The organism is Bacillus sp. V33-4 (genome assembly GCF_002860225.1).
Lineage (GTDB): Bacteria > Bacillota > Bacilli > Bacillales > Cytobacillaceae > Bacillus_BJ > Bacillus_BJ canaveralius.
Window position 1 is genome coordinate 15,678 of sequence record NZ_PGVC01000010.1, and the last position, 18,244, is coordinate 33,921.

Below are 18,244 nucleotides of genomic sequence, written 5' to 3' on the forward strand. Positions count from 1 at the left end.
AATAAGTGGTTTTTATTTCTCTGGGGAGGGAACAGTTCTTGCTGCAATATCATCTGATTGTTAACGGAAGGGTCCATGGTGTCGGTTTTCGCTATTTCACACAAATGAAGGCCAATGCATATCACATCACTGGCTGGGTAAGAAATCTCCCGGATGATCAGGTCGAGATTTTAGCAGAAGGTTCCGAGGATGACCTGGTCCTCTTTGCGAACAGCATCAAGGAAGGCAATCCATTTTCCAGGGTGACCAGTATCGAAAAAACAGAAAGCAGCCACTTGCAGGGCTTTAAATCTTTTACGATAAAATATTAATGACGCAACCCCATGCCATGATTGGCATGGGGTTTTGATAACAATCGAGACCTATTCACGATTGCGAATAGGTCTCGAACTTGTATTTTTATAATTTTGGGTTGACTAATATATTAACGATTATCAACTTTTTCTGGATACAGATCATGATTCATCAGCCTGTATTCAGCCATTTGCTCATACTTTGTACCGGGCTTACCGTAGTTTGTGTAAGGGTCGATGGAGATGCCGCCTCTTGGCGTGAATTTCCCCCACACCTCAATATAGCGCGGATCCATTAACTTGATTAAGTCATTCATAATAATGTTCATGCAATCTTCATGGAAATCACCATGATTGCGGAAGCTGAACAAGTACAGCTTTAACGATTTGCTTTCGACCATTTTTTGGTCAGGTATATAGCTGATATAAATGGTTGCGAAGTCAGGCTGACCTGTGATTGGACATAAGCTTGTAAACTCCGGGCAATTAAATTTAACAAAATAATCACGGTTCGGATGCTTATTGTCAAATGACTCGAGTATTTCTGGTGCATAGTCAAATAAATATTTTGTTCCTTGATTTCCAAGCAAGGTAATGTCTGATAGCTCTTCATTTTTTCTTCCGGGCATAAATAAAAGCCTCCTTATCTGAATCCGCATTCGCGTAAGAGAGGCCGCCGCATCTTTAACCGGGCTTATAAAGTATCAAAGCCATAGTTTTTTATAGAGGGTTGTTTGCTATGAACCTCTCCCGCCTGAGTGCGGGATTATTGAATTGTCATTGTTAATATAGATAAAAAGTCCGTACCTGTCAACGGATACTTTTCTCTGCCAGAAAATGCTCTATTATCATCCACAATAAGGAATGTCATCTTAAACATCGATTATGGTAAAGTAGCATTATATTGAACAGTCTTCAGGGAGGGTTTTGTTTGTGGAACGAATTTAAGAGATTTGCGATAAAAGGTAATGTCATTGACCTCGCGACCGGGGTTGTTATTGGCACCGCTTTTGGAAAAATAGTTACTTCTCTTGTAAATGATATTATTATGCCAATAGTCGGTTTGCTTATCGGCGGGATTGATTTTTCAAAACTGATATTTCCATTGCCGAACGGAGCAGAAGATATAAAGATCGGCTTATTTATTCAAACGATTGTAAATTTTATGATTATTGCGTTTTCAATTTTTATGATGGTTCGCCTAATTGAACGCTTTAAGAGAAAAGAGGAAGAAAAGCCGGCTGAACTGGTCATAGACAGACAAGAGGAGCTTCTTTCTGAAATTAGGGACCTCTTAAAGGAAAGATCAAAACAATTATAATCGCTCTTAAATTTCCTCTGCTGCCATATTTTTATTTGCTGAAAATTTTAAAGCTTATTTGAAAATCGTTTGGATCTTGGAAAAAAGATTGGCTTATCGGATGCTCAGCTTGCTACCACACCAAGAAATTCGGCGATTATTTCGCGGATCATGCAGAACCGAAAAACCGTGAAGAAAAGCTGCTGCAAGAGCTTTGGAAAGCAGGAAACGAGGAAGAAAGACACAAGCTTGCCCATCTGCTCGTAAAGCTCGTTGATGCGGAATAACCATTATAATATACAGGACATTCTCCATGATTAAAAGCCAATACGGGTATGTCCTTTTTTCTTTGTCGCGAACTACTTTTCTGCTATCGCTATGCCCTGTAATCTGTTAAAATAGAAGTTGACTTCATGATACAATGAGTCCTAAAAAACGATTTCCCCTCTTCCTTCCGCCAGTAAAGAGCCGCACTCCCGACTGGATTGTTTTCTTGATCCGGAGCTTTCTTTTTTTACAAATTCAGCTTCTGTTCATAGAAGCATTAAACGAAGCTGCCAAAATCCAGAGTTCATAATAATCAACCTCCAACCTTCAACTTCAGCTTACCTTATCTTCCATTTACAGCTACAGCTCCTATCTGCGCCTCCACCATGAAAATCCTTCAGATCTGTTGCATCCTTTTTATATTGCAGAATATACTTTCACTTGTTCGTTTAACACTGGTCTATCAAAGAAACCTCCGGAGACTTGGCCACGGCTTAACGCTTTATACTCTCCCGTTCAAAACATCGTGCAAGATTACAGTTCCCAAATAGTTGAATCGTACGAATATCGAAGGCTCCAATCTAAAAGCGCTGAAAAATTGTACCTTTTTATGAGATGGTTAATAGAAAGTAAATAGAAAATTTAAAATTTAGCATTTAAAAAAATACGGTTACTAATATATCAAAAAAGCATAAAAAATTCTTTCCGAATAGGATAAAGGTCCTACAAAAGATCGATTCTTAAAAGAAACAAAAAGACTTTCGATAGAAATGTAGCAATTTCCCACTTTTAATATTTTTTAGAAATAACTTTTTTTCTATGTAAACTATTTTTCTATTTACCACATATGCTATTCCTCTGCGTAAAATGCTGTCGAATTTCCACACATATTGGTTTAGAATGGCATATATAATAACCGTAATTACCTCTATAAAGGCAAAATCACTGAAAAGTGGTGACGCAAAGCTAAAGGGACTAACGCAGGAAACATTGCCAGGTCAGCCAGCTGCTTTAGGTTTCTTAAACCTGTTTATGCGAATAGGTTTATTTTTATAGCTCAAGGGGGCGAACGATAAGTTAATGAAGTGAAACACCATATTTTTCATGCTAGATAAACAACGGTTGTACTGTACCTGTACCACATAGGTTTTATGCAGTGTTTTTTCATTGATTGCCAAGGCAAGTATGCGCTTTCCCGGCTGCATTAATCTAACGGGCGCACCCAATTTAAGTTTGCTATTGAACAATTGTTTCAGTATTTAAGTCACACTTTGCTTACCTCACTCCTTTAAATACTGAAGCAAGTCTTTCAATATGATGAACTCCGTGCCTGGCCACCTGGAACCTATACACAGTACAATACTTAGCTTAAAGTTTTCAGCTTAATAGTAAAGGTAAAGTAAGGTGCATGGAAAAATGTTATACAAACGATGGACTACAGAGGAAGTCGATTATCTAAAGGTGAGTGTCGGAAATAAAAAAGTACCTGTAATCGCCAATCAGTTAAGGAGGACCGAAAAGGCAGTTGTCGCGAAAATGAAGAGGCTGGGAATCTCGCAAACGAAATCGCATACCGGGATGCTTACCATGAATGAACTGGCCAAGCATCTCCATGTTGATCCGAACACAGTCAAAAACTGGATTGATAATCATCATTTAAAAAGCAGTGTGAAAATTACAAGGACAACCAGAAAGTTTACGTTTATTAACCCTGAGGATTTTTGGGAATGGGCCGGCGAATACAAATCCAAAGTCAATTTTCAAAAAATAGATCAACATGCGATCTTACCCGAACCCGAGTGGGTTGAGGATGAACGAAAAAAAAAACGAGAATTTTGTTTCTTACAAAAAGTGGACCACCAAAGAGATTCAGCAAATGTTATGTCTCATCTCAAAGGGACATTCCTTTGAAGTGATAGGTAAACACCTGGGCAGAAGCCCAATGAGTGTCGCCAGAAAATATCAAAGAATCAATAAGGATAACAGAAATTCGACCTAACAGGTTTTGCAGCAGATATCTCCCAAATAGTTCTTATTTCAATCCATGGTGAATAGTTGGAGGGAAAATAAATGATTTTAAAAGACATCGACAAAGTCATAAGCCGGGATATACTCGAAGATGATATCTATCACGACAGTACACTGGTTATCAAAAAAGATACTCTGTTAAATGAAAAACTTATTAAGAAGCTGAAGTCACTTGGTGTAAAAAAGATTGCTATTAAAAGCGAGATATTGACTGACTCCGGCCAGGAAAACAAATCCGTTTCAAACAGCTTTCAAATTCAATTTATAAAAGAAACCTTTTTTACCAACTTAACGCATTTTGCGAACGAGCATCGTTACGGAAAGCTATTGTATGAATTGGAAGACTTGATGTTTGTTGAAGACTTATTTGTCTCTACTTTAATGGATGAGAAAATTGAGAGCTTGCTGGCCGCTTTGCGAAACTGGGATTCATACAGCTATTATCATTCATTCGACGTGTTTGTTATGGGTACTTTACTTGCCCGCAAAATGGAAGTTAAAAACCTGGAGGAATTGGCGATCGGTTATCTGCTGCATGATATTGGAAAAATTAATGTAGCAAGAGATATTTTACAGAAGGAAACAAAGCTAACGATTGAAGAATTCCAGAACGTCCAAAATCATGCAATCGAAGGCTACAAAATATTAAAAAACCTTGGCTTTGACGAAGCGGTCGCAGTTCTGGCCAAATCCCACCATGAACGAATCGATGGTTCAGGATATCCGGAGGGGAAAATCAATGACCTGCTTTCATTGGAGCTGAAAATATTAATGATCGTCGATGTTTACTCTGCTCTTACCTTAAAAAGACCTTACAGGGAGCCGTTTCATGCTGCGCAGGCTATTCAGTTTTTAATCAGTGATGTTCCCAAGTTTGAAAAAGAGTGTCTAATCCAATTTATCGAATTATTGAAAATCTATCCGGCAGAATCAATTGTCAATTTATCAAACAATAAACATGCGAAGATTGTGTTAATAAAAGAGGCCTTTCCAACATTGCCGGTCGTTAGACTGCTTGATCAGCTAGAGCCTATTGAACTACCATCAAATTACTCAATAACTATCAGCAATTTGGTCGAGTGGTCCGAATATGATCCTGAAAAGAACTTTGATGCTTACATAAAAGTATTAAAAAACGGAGACATCAAGCAGGCCTATGAGATTTTCCAGGTGATCATTGACGGGATGAGGATTGAAGAGATTTACTCGAAAATTATTTACAGTTCAATCACTAGGCTTTATACCCAGTATAAAAATGGTGAAATTGCCATGTCCGAGCTAAGGATTGCCGAGGAAGCAACAAAAAATATCATGCATAAAGCTCTTGAACAATTCATGCCTGAAATTGATCATACTCGGGAGAGCATTGTTCTGACCTCGTTTGGAAATGAAGAACAGTCAGTGCCGCTGCAAATTGTAGCGGATGTCCTGACAATCAATCGCTGGAAAGTTTATAACCTTGGGCTTTCAATTCCAAAGGAAGAACTGCTCGCTTTTATCCAAAAAAAGAAATTGAAATACTTGGGGTTCACACCGCCTGCCGAAGAGAAACTTCCTGAAATGCTCCAGACGATTCAATGGTTAAAGGAACAGCACCGCCAGTTAATTGTCGTGTCCGCAGGCTTAACGGTTAAGCTCACGTCAGCACTGAAGGCTGATATTCATGCAGCGACTCTTGCGGACATGCTGGATCAACTAAATACGAAAGAGATGGCTCGAATGAATGGATAGCTGCTCGGTGACGGTGTGTAAATTCCGCCATCTGATCGGGAGCTATCACAAACATCCCTGCCGGTTATCGGCAGGGATGCTTGGAAGTATGCTATTTGAAAAATGAGTCCTTTTCTTTTGGGGTCAATATATCTCCCATCCATCCTTTTAATCTTAAATAAAGATAAATGGCCACGGTCGATATGACCATTAAAATAATGGCATATAAATAACCAAATTTCCATTTCAGCTCGGGCATAAATTCAAAATTCATTCCCCATAGCGCTCCCAATGCCATTAGCGGTGTAAAGAGAACAGTAAATACAGTCAACGTTTTGATAATTTCATTTCCCCTATGTGTGGAAACAACTTCCTCAAGATCGATCATTGTGTCGATTTCCTGCTGGTACTCACCTATTAAGCGTAGTCCTCTTTCCAGCCTTTTACTTAAGCGCTGATATTCCGGCTTTTTATTAATCTCATCATTAAAGGTTTCCTCCAAACCCATTTCAACCTCCATAAGTGGTATCATCAAGTTTTTCCTGATTAATAACTCATGTCGGGTATCAAAAATATCATCCAATATACTTATATTGTTTTCCTCTTGAATCCTCCACATTAATTTCCTGAGGCGAACTTCGAATTCGTCGACTTTTCTTAAAAAGTTATTTAAGATATCAGCCAGCAAAATGGAAAAACCCTCAATAGGGGAAGTTGCCCTTTCCATCTGGTCAAGCATCGCCGGCAGGTTTGTTGATTCCAGAATCTCAAAGTCGAGGCCTACTGTAATAAAAAATTCTCTTGTAATGTAAAAGTAGAAAAGATGGTGGTCTTCTTTATCGTCAATATTTTGCTGATAAACAATTGAACCCCTCAAAAATTCCTTATTTAATTTTGTCACATCGATTTGTAACAAATTTGACTTTTTTTCTTTAATACCTTTCATCCAGTCATCGCAAGGCTGATATTCTTTGGTGATCTCATGCACCAGATCAGCATCATCGTATTTTAGCTGATACCATTTCCAATTATGCTGCAGGAATGTATGGTCCATATCTTATCCTCCCAAAAAAGTCACTTCCATGGTTACCCTTTTTCCCCTTTTTGATAACAATTAAAACTAGTAGACCTTTCTCATGTTTCCCATTCTTGTGAACAGATACTTTTTTTAGCGGTGACAGCAATTTCACCCATCAATGAAAAATAAAAAGTTTTCGATTGTGTTTCTCCTGTAATAAAAACGGGTACATATTATTCAACAAGGCGGGATACCTTAAAGAAACAAACTCCTTAGATGTTAACTTATTAAAAAACGACAGGGAGGAACAGAAACATGATCCAGTCTGGTTCGGTTAAATCTTACGTGTTGTTCGGTGTGGGCGTTACAGCATTATGGCTCGCTTTAAAACCTAATTCAAATAAAATTGAGTTCTATTCTACAAAATTAAGAAAAAAATTCATGCCAGGAAAACAGCTTCCAAACAGTTTGCCGCCATTAGAAAAAGCAGGACACCCGGATCCGGAAGATATCGAAGACAACAAGATGGTCAGTGAAGGTGCAATGTACTCTGTTAATTATTACAACGAAGTGAAGCAGTCATGATCATAATAAATCGAGCATTTTGTCGCCGGGGCAGTTGTGGCAAATCAGATGACAACATTGGAATTTCATAGAAAAAGAACCTGAGCGGACAAAGTCTCCTCGGGTTCTTTTATTTCCTGGACATGCATAATTTCATTCATTTAGGCAACAGAAGGTTGAGGTGATAAAAAGTGGGTTTTCTTTTTATTTTAATTTATATCGCGATTATTCTTGCGGTTATTGAAATCAACGTTACATTATTTATTCTCACCGGTCTTGAGCCGAGGGTAGCGAGGTTCCAGGTTATCTCGATGTTAACTGCAACAGGCTTTACAACTGGCGAATCGGAACTTATTATTGACCACCCGATCAGGAGAAAGCTTAGTACTTTTTTAATTCTCTTTGGTGCCTTTTCACTGGCGGTGATCATTTCGACAATCAGCAGCATTTTATCCGATAATTTTTATGCGGTTGAAGCTGCTTATGTAGTTGGTGTACTGATTTTTATTTTAATGATTTTAAAAACACCTTTGCTGAAAAGAAAACTGGAGAAACTATTTGAACACGATCTGGAAGAACATTACGATATATCAGAACTTCCAATCCAAGAAGTTCTATTAACAAACGAGGATGACCAACTTTTTGAGCTAGCCCTTTATGAGGAGTCACCGGCTGCCAATAAGAAGATCGCTGATATCCTTAGCCCTGATGATGATATTATGATTTTGTTTATTCAAAGAGGAGAAATTAAAATCATGCGGAATAATTGCAATAAAGAAGATCTCCAGCCCGGAGATGATATTATTTTATACGGAAACAAGCAGCACATAAAACAAAGGTTCAACAAGGATATCGAAATTGCAGAAAATCGAAAAAAAGAAGAATTAAGCGAGAAGTAGGATTTACCATATTGTTGGCTGACAGCCCTGAAGGCTTTCTATTGGACTGCCAGCATTTTCAATTTTGGTCGCAGTTGCTCTTTTCCCCTTTTCATCCTTGTTTTCACTGTAGATAAAGGAATCCCGGTTTCATCGGAAATTTCTGCTAACGAGCAGTCTTTAAAATAAAAAAGCAGCAGCGGATCTTGATATCGGGCTGGAAGCTCCTTGATCGACGCTTCGACGGCCTCGTCAGCCTGTTTTTTAATGACATATTCTTCAGTTAATAAACTTGCTTCATAATCATTGGAATAGATGCAGGCATTCTCCTGCCAAAAACGCTGTCTGCCTTTTTCTTTCCTCCAGTAATCCCGGCATTTATTAAGGGCAATCGTGTACATCCAACTTTTCAGCCTGGCTCTTTGTTCAAATTGCCCGAGGGCAAGGTAAGCAGACAAAAGAACCTCTTGATACAGATCCTCTGCCAGCTCTTTATGCCTAACTAACGAATATATATAATGAAAAACTGCTGCCCCGTGTTCACAAATTTCATTTTCAAAGTAGATTTCCCGGTCCATGGTCCCTGCTCCCCTCAAAAAAACTTCTCTATTCATAAGGTTTATAAAGCAATTCTTGAATTGAAAAACGAACAGTTATCTAAATTAACATAGTATTTCGGTTCCTTCGGGATACTCCTGTTTAGTAAGACGAACTTCATTCGTTGTTCGGTCTAAATTATTACATTGTGAAAGTTACTCTATTAAATAAACGAAAGGAAATAATCAACCCCTACACTTTATTTAACATTTTCCTCGCGTCAAATCCATAAAAGACAATGTCCAGCCGCGTGGAACATTTTTTCTTTAATAATTCGCTAAAATGAGCGGAAAACCTTCGTTATTTTAAAACACTCTGCTTTGATAATTTTAAGGACCATGAGATATTTAGTTTTTTGACAATTGTTAAGTAGTGCATTAACGTTAGTAAAATCGTACCCGTATTCATCCCGATGATCACCCCGCCCATCTGCAGATCATGGAGAGAACCGAGCAAAAAAATCAGTCCGTATGATATACATGTTGACCAGACCACATGAATGAAAGCATCCCTGATCAGGCCAAGGCCAATTAAATATGCCTGCATCGGAATAACAAAAAAGTGAAAGAGAAAGTACGGCCAGAGCATTTGCAAGTAGCTTGCCGCGACAGGAGAATGAAAGAACAAATTCGTCAGCGGTTCGGCAAAAAAATAAAATACAACCACTGAAGGTACACCGTAAATGAATGTCGCTGTCAGAACGTTTTGCAGAAGCCTTTGCAGCTTGCTTGTTTCATTCTGCGAATAGGCTTTTGAGACAGTCGGTATTAACATGATAAGCAGGGAGTGGGCAATGAACGCCGGGAAAAAGCCAATTGTCATCGCCACCCCGGCAAGGATTCCGAAATGCTCGGTTGCCAGCGGTTCCGATATACCGGAACGCATAAGAGCTGCCTTGATTAAAAAAGGCTGCAACGCATGTGTAAATGCATGAAAGACGCGCATTCCCGTAGTTGGAATCGATACTTCCATCAAGTTCTGCAGAACGGTACGCCTGCTGAGCGTGTTATATGGCCTTCTCTTTAGCTGCATAAATTGAACAATAAAAATATGAATTAAGTATAAAAAAACGACGAATTCACTGCCGACAAGCGTACAAAAAGCGATCAGCACGGCTGTATCAAGATTAAAATCAAAAAACTGATAGACGGCGACCAGCAATCCGAGCTGTAACAGTTTTCTTAGAAAATTGGACAGGGCGATTTTCCCCATTTGATGCTTGCCCATAAAAAATCCTCTGGCAATCGATGAAAAGGAAACCAGCGGAATTAATAAAAGCACTGCCCACTTAAATAATGGATGATATTTATCAAACACCGGAACGTTCGGGATAACAACCGCAGCTGCCAATAAAGAAACTGCTGTAAAAATAATTGTTATCTGAATGGCATGCTGGAGCATACTGCGGTGGAATCTCTCATCTTTCTCGGCAACAAACTTTGAAATAGAAATGGGCAACTCAAGGCTTGCAAGCAAAACAATAAAAAAAACAGAAGGCAAAATGGACATATAAAGGCCCATCCCTCTCTCCCCAAGTTCGTTTGCCAGTACCATATTTACAATAAATTCAATGCACTCTCCGAAAAACGCCGCACCCACTAATAAGAGTGTCCCTTTAAGAAACTTATTCATATTGTCTCTCCTCATATATATCCCTGTGCGGATATATTTTGAACGATAAAACGCTGTAGGGATAACCCTTTTATAAAGGTATGAGACAAGTTGGCCAAATATTTTTATATATTGGTAAAAAATCTTTTATGCAGGAAGTTTGTTACTCTTCTTGAATGTTTATGGCAATCTTTTGACAATATAAATTTATTAGTAGTATTATAGTATGTGGAAATAGGAGGTTATATTATGTCAACTATGGATAAAAACAAAAGGATCCAAAGTATTCCGCAAAAAGGTTTTTTCGGGCATCCTAAAGGATTATTCACTCTCTTTTTTACAGAATTCTGGGAACGGTTTTCTTATTATGGGATGAGGGCAATACTTCTTTATTATATGTACTATGAGATTTCAGAAGGTGGATTGGGGCTCGACCAAACTACTGCCGCTTCGATTATGGCAGTATATGGGGCTTTAGTGTATATGTCTGGTATTATCGGCGGCTGGATCGCAGACCGATTGCTCGGAACATCTAGAACCGTGTTTTACGGTGGTGTTTTGATCATGCTCGGCCATATCGTGCTATCTTTCCCGGGCGGTGTTACAGCATTATTCGTATCAATGGCTTTAATCGTCATCGGGACAGGCTTATTAAAGCCTAATGTTTCAAGTGTTGTCGGTGATTTATATAGCGATGAGGATACCCGTCGTGATGCCGGATTCAGCATTTTTTATATGGGCATTAACTTAGGTGGCTTTCTTGCACCATTGATTGTTGGTACAGTCGGACAACAATATAATTATCATCTTGGTTTTAGTCTTGCTGCAATCGGGATGATGCTTGGACTTATCACTTTTGTTCTAACTAAAAAGAAAAATCTTGGCTTAGCAGGCACGCATGTTCCTAACCCGTTAACAAAGGAAGAAAGAAAAAAAGTATTTGGTATTATCGGAATCAGTGCAGTAATCATGATTATTTTAGGTGCTGTTTCGATTCAAACAGGGTTTTTAACGATTGAACGCTTTATTTTCCTTATCAGTATTTTGGGAATCATTATTCCAACCCTATACTTCATTGTAATGTACAACAGTCCAAAGACAAACGAGGTAGAGAAATCACGCATCATTGCTTACATCCCTCTGTTTATTGCTGCGATGATCTTTTGGGCTATCCAGGAACAGGGTTCAATTATTCTTGCTTTGTATGCTGACAATCGCACACAACTATCTTTGGGTGGAATCGAGATTACACCATCATGGTTCCAGTCTTTAAATCCTTTATTTATCATCTTTTTAGCGCCGGTGTTTGCATGGCTATGGGTGAAGCTTGGCAACAGGCAGCCATCAACTTCTAAAAAGTTTGCTTATGGTTTATTTTTTGCAGGGCTTTCGTTCCTCGTTATGATCATTCCTGCAGCTATGAATGGAACTGAAACACTCGTAAGCCCACTCTGGTTAGTGCTCAGCTTCTTCCTGGTCGTACTTGGGGAATTGCTGCTGTCGCCTGTCGGATTGTCAGCCACTACGAAGCTGGCACCAGCTGCTTTTTCAGCGCAAACAATGAGTTTATGGTTCCTGTCCAACGCATCGGCACAGGCCATTAACGCTCAAATCGTTAAATTATATCGCCCGGAAACTGAAATCATCTATTTTGGAGCAATCGGAGCTGTCGCGATTTTACTTGGCGTGATTCTGTTAAGTCTTTCTCCAAAAATTCAAGAATATATGAAGGGTGTACGTTAACCCTGATAGAAAAATCGCCTGCCTCCTCTCGGAGAACAGGCGATTTTTATTTGGAATACATTGATGTTTCACTTGACCAACGAATGTTTAAAAGCATAAATAACGGCCTGGGTTCTGTCCTGAACCTGGAGCTTGCTTAAAATATTACTGACGTGGGTTTTAACGGTCTTGAGTGCGATAAATAATTCATCCGCCATGTCCTGGTTCGACTTTCCCTCTGCCATCAGCAGCAATATTTCCATTTCTCGGGTTGTCAGCTCCTCATGGGGAGCATGCTGGTTTTGCTTTCGCATCTTCATCATCATTTTCCCGGTCACCTCCGGCTCCAATACTGGCTGGCCGTGATAGGTTGAGCGAACGGCATTGGCTATTTCACTAGCCTTTGATGTTTTCAGCATATAACTGGTTGCGCCTGCTTCGAGAGCAGGATAGACCTTTTCATCGTCAAGAAAGCTTGTCACAATAATGATTTTCGCATCCGGCCAACTGTCGATAATTTTTTGTGTCGCTTCAATTCCGTCCATTTCCTTCATGACAAGGTCCATTAAAATAATATCAGGGCGCAGCTGCAGTGCGAGCTCAACCCCGGTTCGGCCGTTATCTGCTTCTGCTATGACGTCGATGTCAGGCTGGGCAGACAAATACGAGGACACACCGATTCGGACCATTTCGTGATCGTCAACAAACAATACTTTAATCATCGATTTCACCTTCACTCATTATCGGAACTTTGACTTCCAGACGGGTTCCTTTATTTTTTAGGCTGACTATTTTAAGGGTTGCACCTATTTCCAATGCGCGCTCATGCATGTTTTGCAGCCCATATGAACCGGCTTTTTGTTCTTCTATATCAAAACCGATGCCATCATCGGATATTCGCAAAATGATAAACTCATCCCTTTTAATAAGCAGAACCTCTAGCTTCGTTGCTTTTGAGTGGCGAAGGGTATTGGATGCACTTTCTTGTAAAACCCGAAACAGATGGTCCTCCACCCCTTTATCGAGAGGAAATTCCTCTACCTTCCAGACGATCTCCATCGTTACCTTTTGTGATAATTCAATAAGCAGCTCAACAATTCCTTCCTGAAGCGTTTTTCCCTTCAAGGCAGCAGGTCTGAGATGGAGAAGAAGAGCCCTCATTTCAAGCTGGGACTGGTGAATCATTTCTTCGACAATTTTCAACTGTTTTGTTTCAAGATTATTATCTGAATCGGTCTTCGCCTCATTGATTGCAGACATCAGCATTGAAGCTGCAAACAATTGCTGGCTTACAGAGTCATGAAGCTCTCTGGCCAACCGGTTTCGTTCCTGAGAAATAATTTCCTGAATTCTCGTCTCCTGGTCCTCGGCTTTTTCGGTAGCGAGCCGCTGTGAAAGCTTTGTCTGTTCCGCGATTTGCTTTTGGACTTTTGCAATTCTGCTTGTAATCGCAGAGAGGTCAGGATTGCTTTCGGGTCCGGCAATTTCGAATTGACGTCCCTCTTCGAGTTGGCGAAGATACCCTTCAATCGCCTGTAGCTGCTTGCGCCTTGTAAGGCCGGAGGTAAACCCGAAAATAATGCCGATTGCCACACTGACACTTGGCAGAAATACAATAAACGGGATGTCCATCAACTGGCGCTTCCAGAGCTCTGACCAAGCCGCTAAAGGGTATGCGGCTAAAAAAGCGGCAGCGGACAATACAAAAACAATTAAAGAGAGAAAGGCCCCCCAGAGAATTTGGCGCTGTACCGTACTCATACCCTTTTCACCTCGACATCCCCGACGATCAATGAGGTGAATATTTTAATCTTCTGCTCTTGTGTTTCATACCCTGGTGTCTGGAGCAGGAATGTACGATTGAACGCTTTTGGTTCCTGAAAATTGAAGACTTTTATCGAACCGGCAATGACTGAGTGATGAATACTGACCTCGAGGTCATACGGTACGAGGATCTGGACATTGCCAATAAAATTACGAATAAATACAACAGTCTCCCCAGGAGGCAGAACAGTATAGCTTAAATCTATGACTGTATCGCCAAACCCTGCCTGGATATTGATATCATTCCATTCGTATACACGCTCAGGTGTTTTTTGCTGCCCAAACAGAACATTATCAAAGAGCGGTTTTTTCCTTACGACCTCTTCCTCGCTGTTAAACAGGACCGGCTCTTTTAACACTGGATTGATCTGTTCCGGCTTTCGTTTTGATTGTGAATATTGAATGACAAAGTGGACAAGTATGGCGAGCAAGAAAAACCTGAATGTCAGCATGCCAATGATGCTGGCAAAGAAAAAAATAAGCCCGCTCCAAAACAGGATTTTCCCAAACGTCCCCGGCATTGCCTTGCGCCCGAAATAAATCATGCCGACAGCCACGAGAAGGGAAAAGATAAGCCCTTTATTAAAGAAAGTCACTTCAAGAAGAAGCAATATACAGCCGATTAATATGAACCAACTAATATAATCGCTTTTGATTTTATCGAGCACAGGCATTTCCTCCCTTCCTGCGGCAGTAAAAAATAGGATTATAGACTCGGGTGATAAGTGCAAAAAGGCGCAGAAAGCCTACGCCTTTTAAGAATACCATGTTTCTGTTACGAAATAGAATGGGTTTCTTCTTTTTTCACATCTTTTTCAAGTTTGGCAATCCGGGCATCGATCGTGCTCCGGTAATAAGAGCTGTGTACCTGGTGCTCCAAACGGTCAAGATACGTTTCAATTTCCTGAAAGCGGGAATAAGCTTGGTTCGAGTATGTGGTATTATCAAGAACCTGGTTCATTCGATAATTCGCGCGTGTAACATTTTCGCGGCCCATCAGCTCCATGCGGCGAATGTTCATATCCTTTAGCTTGTGATTCATTTCTTCATATTTTCTTTCCAGCTCAGCAAGCTGGCGGTCGGCGTTTTGCAAGGCTTCATCCAGACGTGCTGCACGCTCCTCGTACTGGCGGTGCTCCTGTGAAGCGAATTCATACAGCTCGGCTTCTCCTGCCTTTAGGGCAATCTCCGCCTGGCGCTTTCGTTTCTCTGCCAGCTCCCGCGCCTGATGGCATTCACGAGTAAACTGTTCCTTTAGCCGAAATTGTCTTTCAAGCAGCTTGCGAACTTTCTCGGTTTCCTGCTCACATTCGCGCAAATATTGATTAAGCATCGCAATTGGATTTTTTTGTTCTTTTTGGTCTAATGCCTCATGCAAATCAGCGGCAATCGTATTTTTTATGCGGTTGAATAGGTTTGTCATCATTGAACACTCCTTCTCTTCTTAATAATTTTTTAGGTTGGACCACTCTTTTTCAAAGTTTACAAACGGATCTTTCTCTTCTTTAAAAGTCATTTTCCTACCGTTCCACTGTTTGTAGACAACATAGAGGATATAAGCTGCGGCAACTCCAAGAATGGCTGGAACATTTGATGCTGATGCCATTAGCGCCATAAATCCGATCGCAGCCCAGCCTATCTTCGCCCATGTCGATTCCGTCTTTAAAAACTGCTTCACAACCAGATACAGGACGAGCAGACTCACCGCCAAACCGATCATTGGACCGAGCTGTGAGATCAGCACCAGCGCGGCAATTCCTCCTATTAAAAGCAAACCGAATTTTTTCATTTTTCGTTTCCTCCTTTCTTGATTTCATCTTACCTGTATCCCGAGCTTCCTATAACGAGCCTCAGCTTTATTTTCAGATCAGACTTGAGGCTTAGCAGATATAAGTCTGGCTTGTCCGGATGCATTCCGCGGATATATCTTTCTCAGTTAGATTTATATATAAAAACCACCGCTCTAATCAGGAGCGATGGCTGTGCAAGAAACAACATTCTATTAACAATTTAAAGATCCGCTTTCCCTAAAATATTATCATAGCCCCAGCAGCTGAATAAATTTTTGAGTTTAAAAAAAATTCAAGCAAGCAAATTTTCCTTGTCTTTCTGTTCTTCATTCTCTTGATCTCTGAGAAATTTGATATAATTCAGACAAAAGTAATGGAGGTTTTAAGGATTAAAAAAGCACTCTTATTTCTCTTCATCTTTGGTTTAACACTAATCATGATTTACTTTATTTTTAATCCCTTGCGGATTTTTGATTTAATATCTAAATGAGTCAAAACCGAAAAACGAATGAAGTTGTCTACATATATAGGAGCATGCTGCAGGAAACGAATAATACGATCTTAACTTTGAATGACTGTTCGTTTTTCAATTAAAGAATTGCTTTATGAAATTCATTCAAATAAAACTATCCTGACAGCAATTTTTGGATAAGATTTTAAGATAACGTAGACATGAATTTCTTCCTATACCTGCTCAACGTCAGCAACGGCCAGATATACCTGTAGCTGTGATAATGAATATAGAAAAAGGAGGCCATGCCCTGTCCGGTTGGATAATCAATCGTCCAGTCCTGTTTGGTCCCTTCGCTCACGAGATAAGCTATCGCTTTTTTGATTTCAGGTGTCTCCTCTTCTGAAATAGACAGGAGCGCATCTGCTGCCCATGCTGTGTGGATGAGCGTGCTTGTACCTAGTGGCACATATTTCTTATGAATGTCACTGTTGCATGATTCTCCCCAGCCTCCGTCCTCATTTTGGATACTGATCAGCCAGCGTTCTGCTTTTTTGATGGCCTGATGTCCGTTTGGAACTCCGACTGACGTTAAACCGGTAACCGCTGCCCACGTCCCATAAATATAGCAGATCCCCCATCTGCCATACCACGCTCCATCGTGTCTTTGGTTATTTAATAGCCAATTAATTGTGCGTCCTATTGTGTGTTTCGGGTTGGCGAGACTGACGTATCGTCCAAGAAATTCTAAGGTTCTGCCTGTTAAATCGGGCGATGACGGGTCGGTTAAAATAAATTCCGCGCCCTGAATTGGCAGTAAGTGAAGCAGTTTTTTATCAACGTTTCTTTCAAAAGCTGCCCAGCCCCCGTCATCATTTTGCATCGTTAATGTCCAATCAAGCCCCTTCTGCCACGAGTTTCTTGCTGTCTCGTCTCTTTTAGTAGACTCGTAAAGGGCTCGAAGCGACGCTGTTGTATCGTCGACATCAGGATTGATTGTATTCACATCAGAAAAGCCCCAGCCTCCCGGCGCGCCATTCGGGTTATGAATCTGCCAGTCTCCATATTTATGATGCTGGCGCGAAAGCAGGTAACGGTTTGCCCGGCGCACACTCTCGTCCTGGTGCGGCAGGCCCGCTTCTTGCAATGTATAACTGATCAGTGAAGTATTCCAGACACTTGCTGTCGTATATTGCATATGTATATCATCATCAATCCGGCAAGTCATATTCTTTAAGCCGTTTACAGCTTTTTCGATGATCTGGTCGTTTTTCGCATAACCGAGAGCAAGCAGGGCGAAAATCATATAAAAGGTTGAGCTGAAATAGCTGTACAGCGTTCCATCAGGTTCACGCCGTTCCAACATGAAACTTTCTGCACGGTTTAAGGCTTTTTTATGAAGCTGTGCAGGAAGCTCCAATATGCTGTTGAACGCATTTTTCAGAGAAGAATAACAAATTTGCCACTCCCGAGATTGAAATTCCTCCCAGTCATCGTCATTGTTCGTGCGAAAATTTAAGCTTTGCAGATTGGGGCTTAGTACCGTTTTCCGTTGATACTTCGCATTGGCAAGAAGGAGAATCGGCACCAGATTGGCCCTGCCAAACACTGAAATGTCGAACTTGTTAATCGGGAAAGAAGCCGGGAGCAGCACGGTCTCGATCGGAATCGGAAAAAAGGCGGGCCAGCTGTATTGGCCTGTCGTCGCGAGCATGATTTTTGTATACATGCCTGCTTTTTTTAATCCGCCGTTTTCGTAAATAAATTTTCGCGCTGCAAGAATGGCTGGGTTATGCTCATTACGATAGCCCGAATAAAGCAGTGCATAGTAAGCCTCAATCGTCAAAGAGAGATTGCCATCTCCCTGTTCGTCTTTATACAACTTCCAAGCCCCGTTCTCTTCCTGTTTCCGTTCAATTCGCTTAACAAGGGCTTTTATCAACTCCTCCTCATCATCGATTTTTAATGATCTAAGCAAAATAATCATATAGGCATCCGTAATGATTCCGGTCTCAAAAGGATATCCCCATGACCCGTCCTCCTTTTGCTGCTCTTTCAAAACATGGATTAGTCGCTCGATTTCCTGATCCAGTTCATGCACAATTGCGCCCCTCCTAAAATCAAATCGTCACTCCATGTATATTCTTGATGTGGATTTCCCATACATACTCAGGTCATTAACCTTTGAGTA

18 protein-coding genes and 1 riboswitch are annotated in these 18,244 nt (G+C 40.6%); of the genes, 8 read left to right on the forward strand and 10 right to left on the reverse strand.

All coding sequences use genetic code 11. The features are described 5' to 3' along the window. Positions 1-38 precede the first annotated feature (38 nt). On the forward strand, positions 39-311 hold the full coding sequence (locus CVD23_RS04405) for an acylphosphatase (RefSeq protein ID WP_101579637.1): 273 nt from the start codon (positions 39-41) through the stop codon (positions 309-311). 113 nt (positions 312-424) lie between these two features. Here CVD23_RS04405 and queF read toward each other — a convergent pair whose 3' ends face one another. Continuing rightward, positions 425-922 carry a preQ(1) synthase gene (gene queF / locus CVD23_RS04410; RefSeq protein WP_101579638.1) on the reverse strand — a complete coding sequence of 166 codons (498 nt, stop codon included), beginning with the start codon at positions 920-922 and terminating at the stop codon, positions 425-427. 302 nt (positions 923-1,224) lie between these two features. Here queF and mscL point away from each other — a divergent pair, with 302 nt between their 5' ends. From mscL to CVD23_RS04430, 4 genes are all read left to right on the forward strand, one after another. Then, the gene (gene mscL, locus CVD23_RS04415) at positions 1,225-1,614 is read left to right on the forward strand and encodes a large-conductance mechanosensitive channel protein MscL (RefSeq protein ID WP_101579132.1); all 390 of its coding nucleotides are present in this window, start codon (positions 1,225-1,227) and stop codon (positions 1,612-1,614) included. 182 nt (positions 1,615-1,796) lie between these two features. Continuing rightward, the gene (locus CVD23_RS22305; protein ID WP_257987991.1) at positions 1,797-1,880 is read left to right on the forward strand and encodes a DUF3243 domain-containing protein; all 84 of its coding nucleotides are present in this window, start codon (positions 1,797-1,799) and stop codon (positions 1,878-1,880) included. A gap of 905 nt (positions 1,881-2,785) precedes the next feature. Further along, a riboswitch (cyclic di-GMP riboswitch) is annotated at positions 2,786-2,874 on the forward strand. 402 nt (positions 2,875-3,276) lie between these two features. Next, entirely contained in the window at positions 3,277-3,771 is a 495-nt protein-coding gene (locus tag CVD23_RS04425) for a helix-turn-helix domain-containing protein (RefSeq protein WP_101579130.1), read from the forward strand. A gap of 159 nt (positions 3,772-3,930) precedes the next feature. Beyond that, positions 3,931-5,619, forward strand: coding sequence for an HD domain-containing phosphohydrolase (locus CVD23_RS04430; protein ID WP_101665315.1), 1,689 nt, complete (start codon positions 3,931-3,933; stop codon positions 5,617-5,619). A gap of 91 nt (positions 5,620-5,710) precedes the next feature. Here the strand turns inward: CVD23_RS04430 and CVD23_RS04435 are convergent, their stop codons facing one another. Then, a complete protein-coding gene (locus CVD23_RS04435) occupies positions 5,711-6,652 on the reverse strand; it encodes a magnesium transporter CorA family protein (RefSeq protein ID WP_101665316.1) in 942 nt (313 codons plus the stop codon). Positions 6,653-6,931: 279 nt separating this feature from the next. Here CVD23_RS04435 and CVD23_RS04440 point away from each other — a divergent pair, with 279 nt between their 5' ends. Together CVD23_RS04440 and CVD23_RS04445 are read left to right on the forward strand one after the other, a co-directional pair. Further along, a complete protein-coding gene (locus CVD23_RS04440; protein ID WP_101579127.1) occupies positions 6,932-7,201 on the forward strand; it encodes a hypothetical protein in 270 nt (89 codons plus the stop codon). 170 nt (positions 7,202-7,371) lie between these two features. After that, positions 7,372-8,079 (forward strand): TrkA C-terminal domain-containing protein, encoded by a 708-nt coding sequence (locus CVD23_RS04445; protein WP_101665317.1) that lies wholly within the window; start codon positions 7,372-7,374, stop codon positions 8,077-8,079. Positions 8,080-8,117: 38 nt separating this feature from the next. Here the strand turns inward: CVD23_RS04445 and CVD23_RS04450 are convergent, their stop codons facing one another. Together CVD23_RS04450 and CVD23_RS04455 are read right to left on the reverse strand one after the other, a co-directional pair. Then, complete coding sequence (locus tag CVD23_RS04450; RefSeq protein ID WP_101579125.1) at positions 8,118-8,636, reverse strand: RNA polymerase sigma factor; 519 nt, start codon at positions 8,634-8,636, stop codon at positions 8,118-8,120. A 319-nt stretch (positions 8,637-8,955) separates the two neighbouring features. Further along, positions 8,956-10,287 carry a polysaccharide biosynthesis protein gene (locus CVD23_RS04455; RefSeq protein WP_101665318.1) on the reverse strand — a complete coding sequence of 444 codons (1,332 nt, stop codon included), beginning with the start codon at positions 10,285-10,287 and terminating at the stop codon, positions 8,956-8,958. A gap of 228 nt (positions 10,288-10,515) precedes the next feature. Here CVD23_RS04455 and CVD23_RS04460 point away from each other — a divergent pair, with 228 nt between their 5' ends. Beyond that, the gene (locus CVD23_RS04460; protein WP_101665319.1) at positions 10,516-12,009 is read left to right on the forward strand and encodes a peptide MFS transporter; all 1,494 of its coding nucleotides are present in this window, start codon (positions 10,516-10,518) and stop codon (positions 12,007-12,009) included. 68 nt (positions 12,010-12,077) lie between these two features. Here CVD23_RS04460 and CVD23_RS04465 read toward each other — a convergent pair whose 3' ends face one another. From CVD23_RS04465 to shc, 6 genes are all read right to left on the reverse strand, one after another. Next, a complete protein-coding gene (locus tag CVD23_RS04465) occupies positions 12,078-12,710 on the reverse strand; it encodes a response regulator transcription factor (protein ID WP_101665320.1) in 633 nt (210 codons plus the stop codon). Then, positions 12,703-13,749: a sensor histidine kinase gene (locus tag CVD23_RS04470; protein ID WP_101579121.1), complete on the reverse strand. Its 1,047-nt coding sequence runs from the start codon at positions 13,747-13,749 to the stop codon at positions 12,703-12,705. Before CVD23_RS04470 ends, CVD23_RS04465 begins: the two co-directional genes overlap by 8 nt. Continuing rightward, on the reverse strand, positions 13,746-14,480 hold the full coding sequence (gene liaF / locus CVD23_RS04475) for a cell wall-active antibiotics response protein LiaF (protein ID WP_180955529.1): 735 nt from the start codon (positions 14,478-14,480) through the stop codon (positions 13,746-13,748). The genes CVD23_RS04470 and liaF overlap by 4 nt, the downstream gene beginning before the upstream one ends. Before the next feature lie 107 nt (positions 14,481-14,587). Continuing rightward, positions 14,588-15,235 (reverse strand): PspA/IM30 family protein, encoded by a 648-nt coding sequence (locus tag CVD23_RS04480; RefSeq protein ID WP_101665322.1) that lies wholly within the window; start codon positions 15,233-15,235, stop codon positions 14,588-14,590. Between the two features lie 21 nt (positions 15,236-15,256). Further along, the gene (locus tag CVD23_RS04485) at positions 15,257-15,601 is read right to left on the reverse strand and encodes a lmo0954 family membrane protein (protein WP_101579118.1); all 345 of its coding nucleotides are present in this window, start codon (positions 15,599-15,601) and stop codon (positions 15,257-15,259) included. A gap of 657 nt (positions 15,602-16,258) precedes the next feature. Beyond that, the gene (gene shc, locus CVD23_RS04490; RefSeq protein ID WP_101665323.1) at positions 16,259-18,154 is read right to left on the reverse strand and encodes a squalene--hopene cyclase; all 1,896 of its coding nucleotides are present in this window, start codon (positions 18,152-18,154) and stop codon (positions 16,259-16,261) included. Positions 18,155-18,244: the final 90 nt, after the last annotated feature.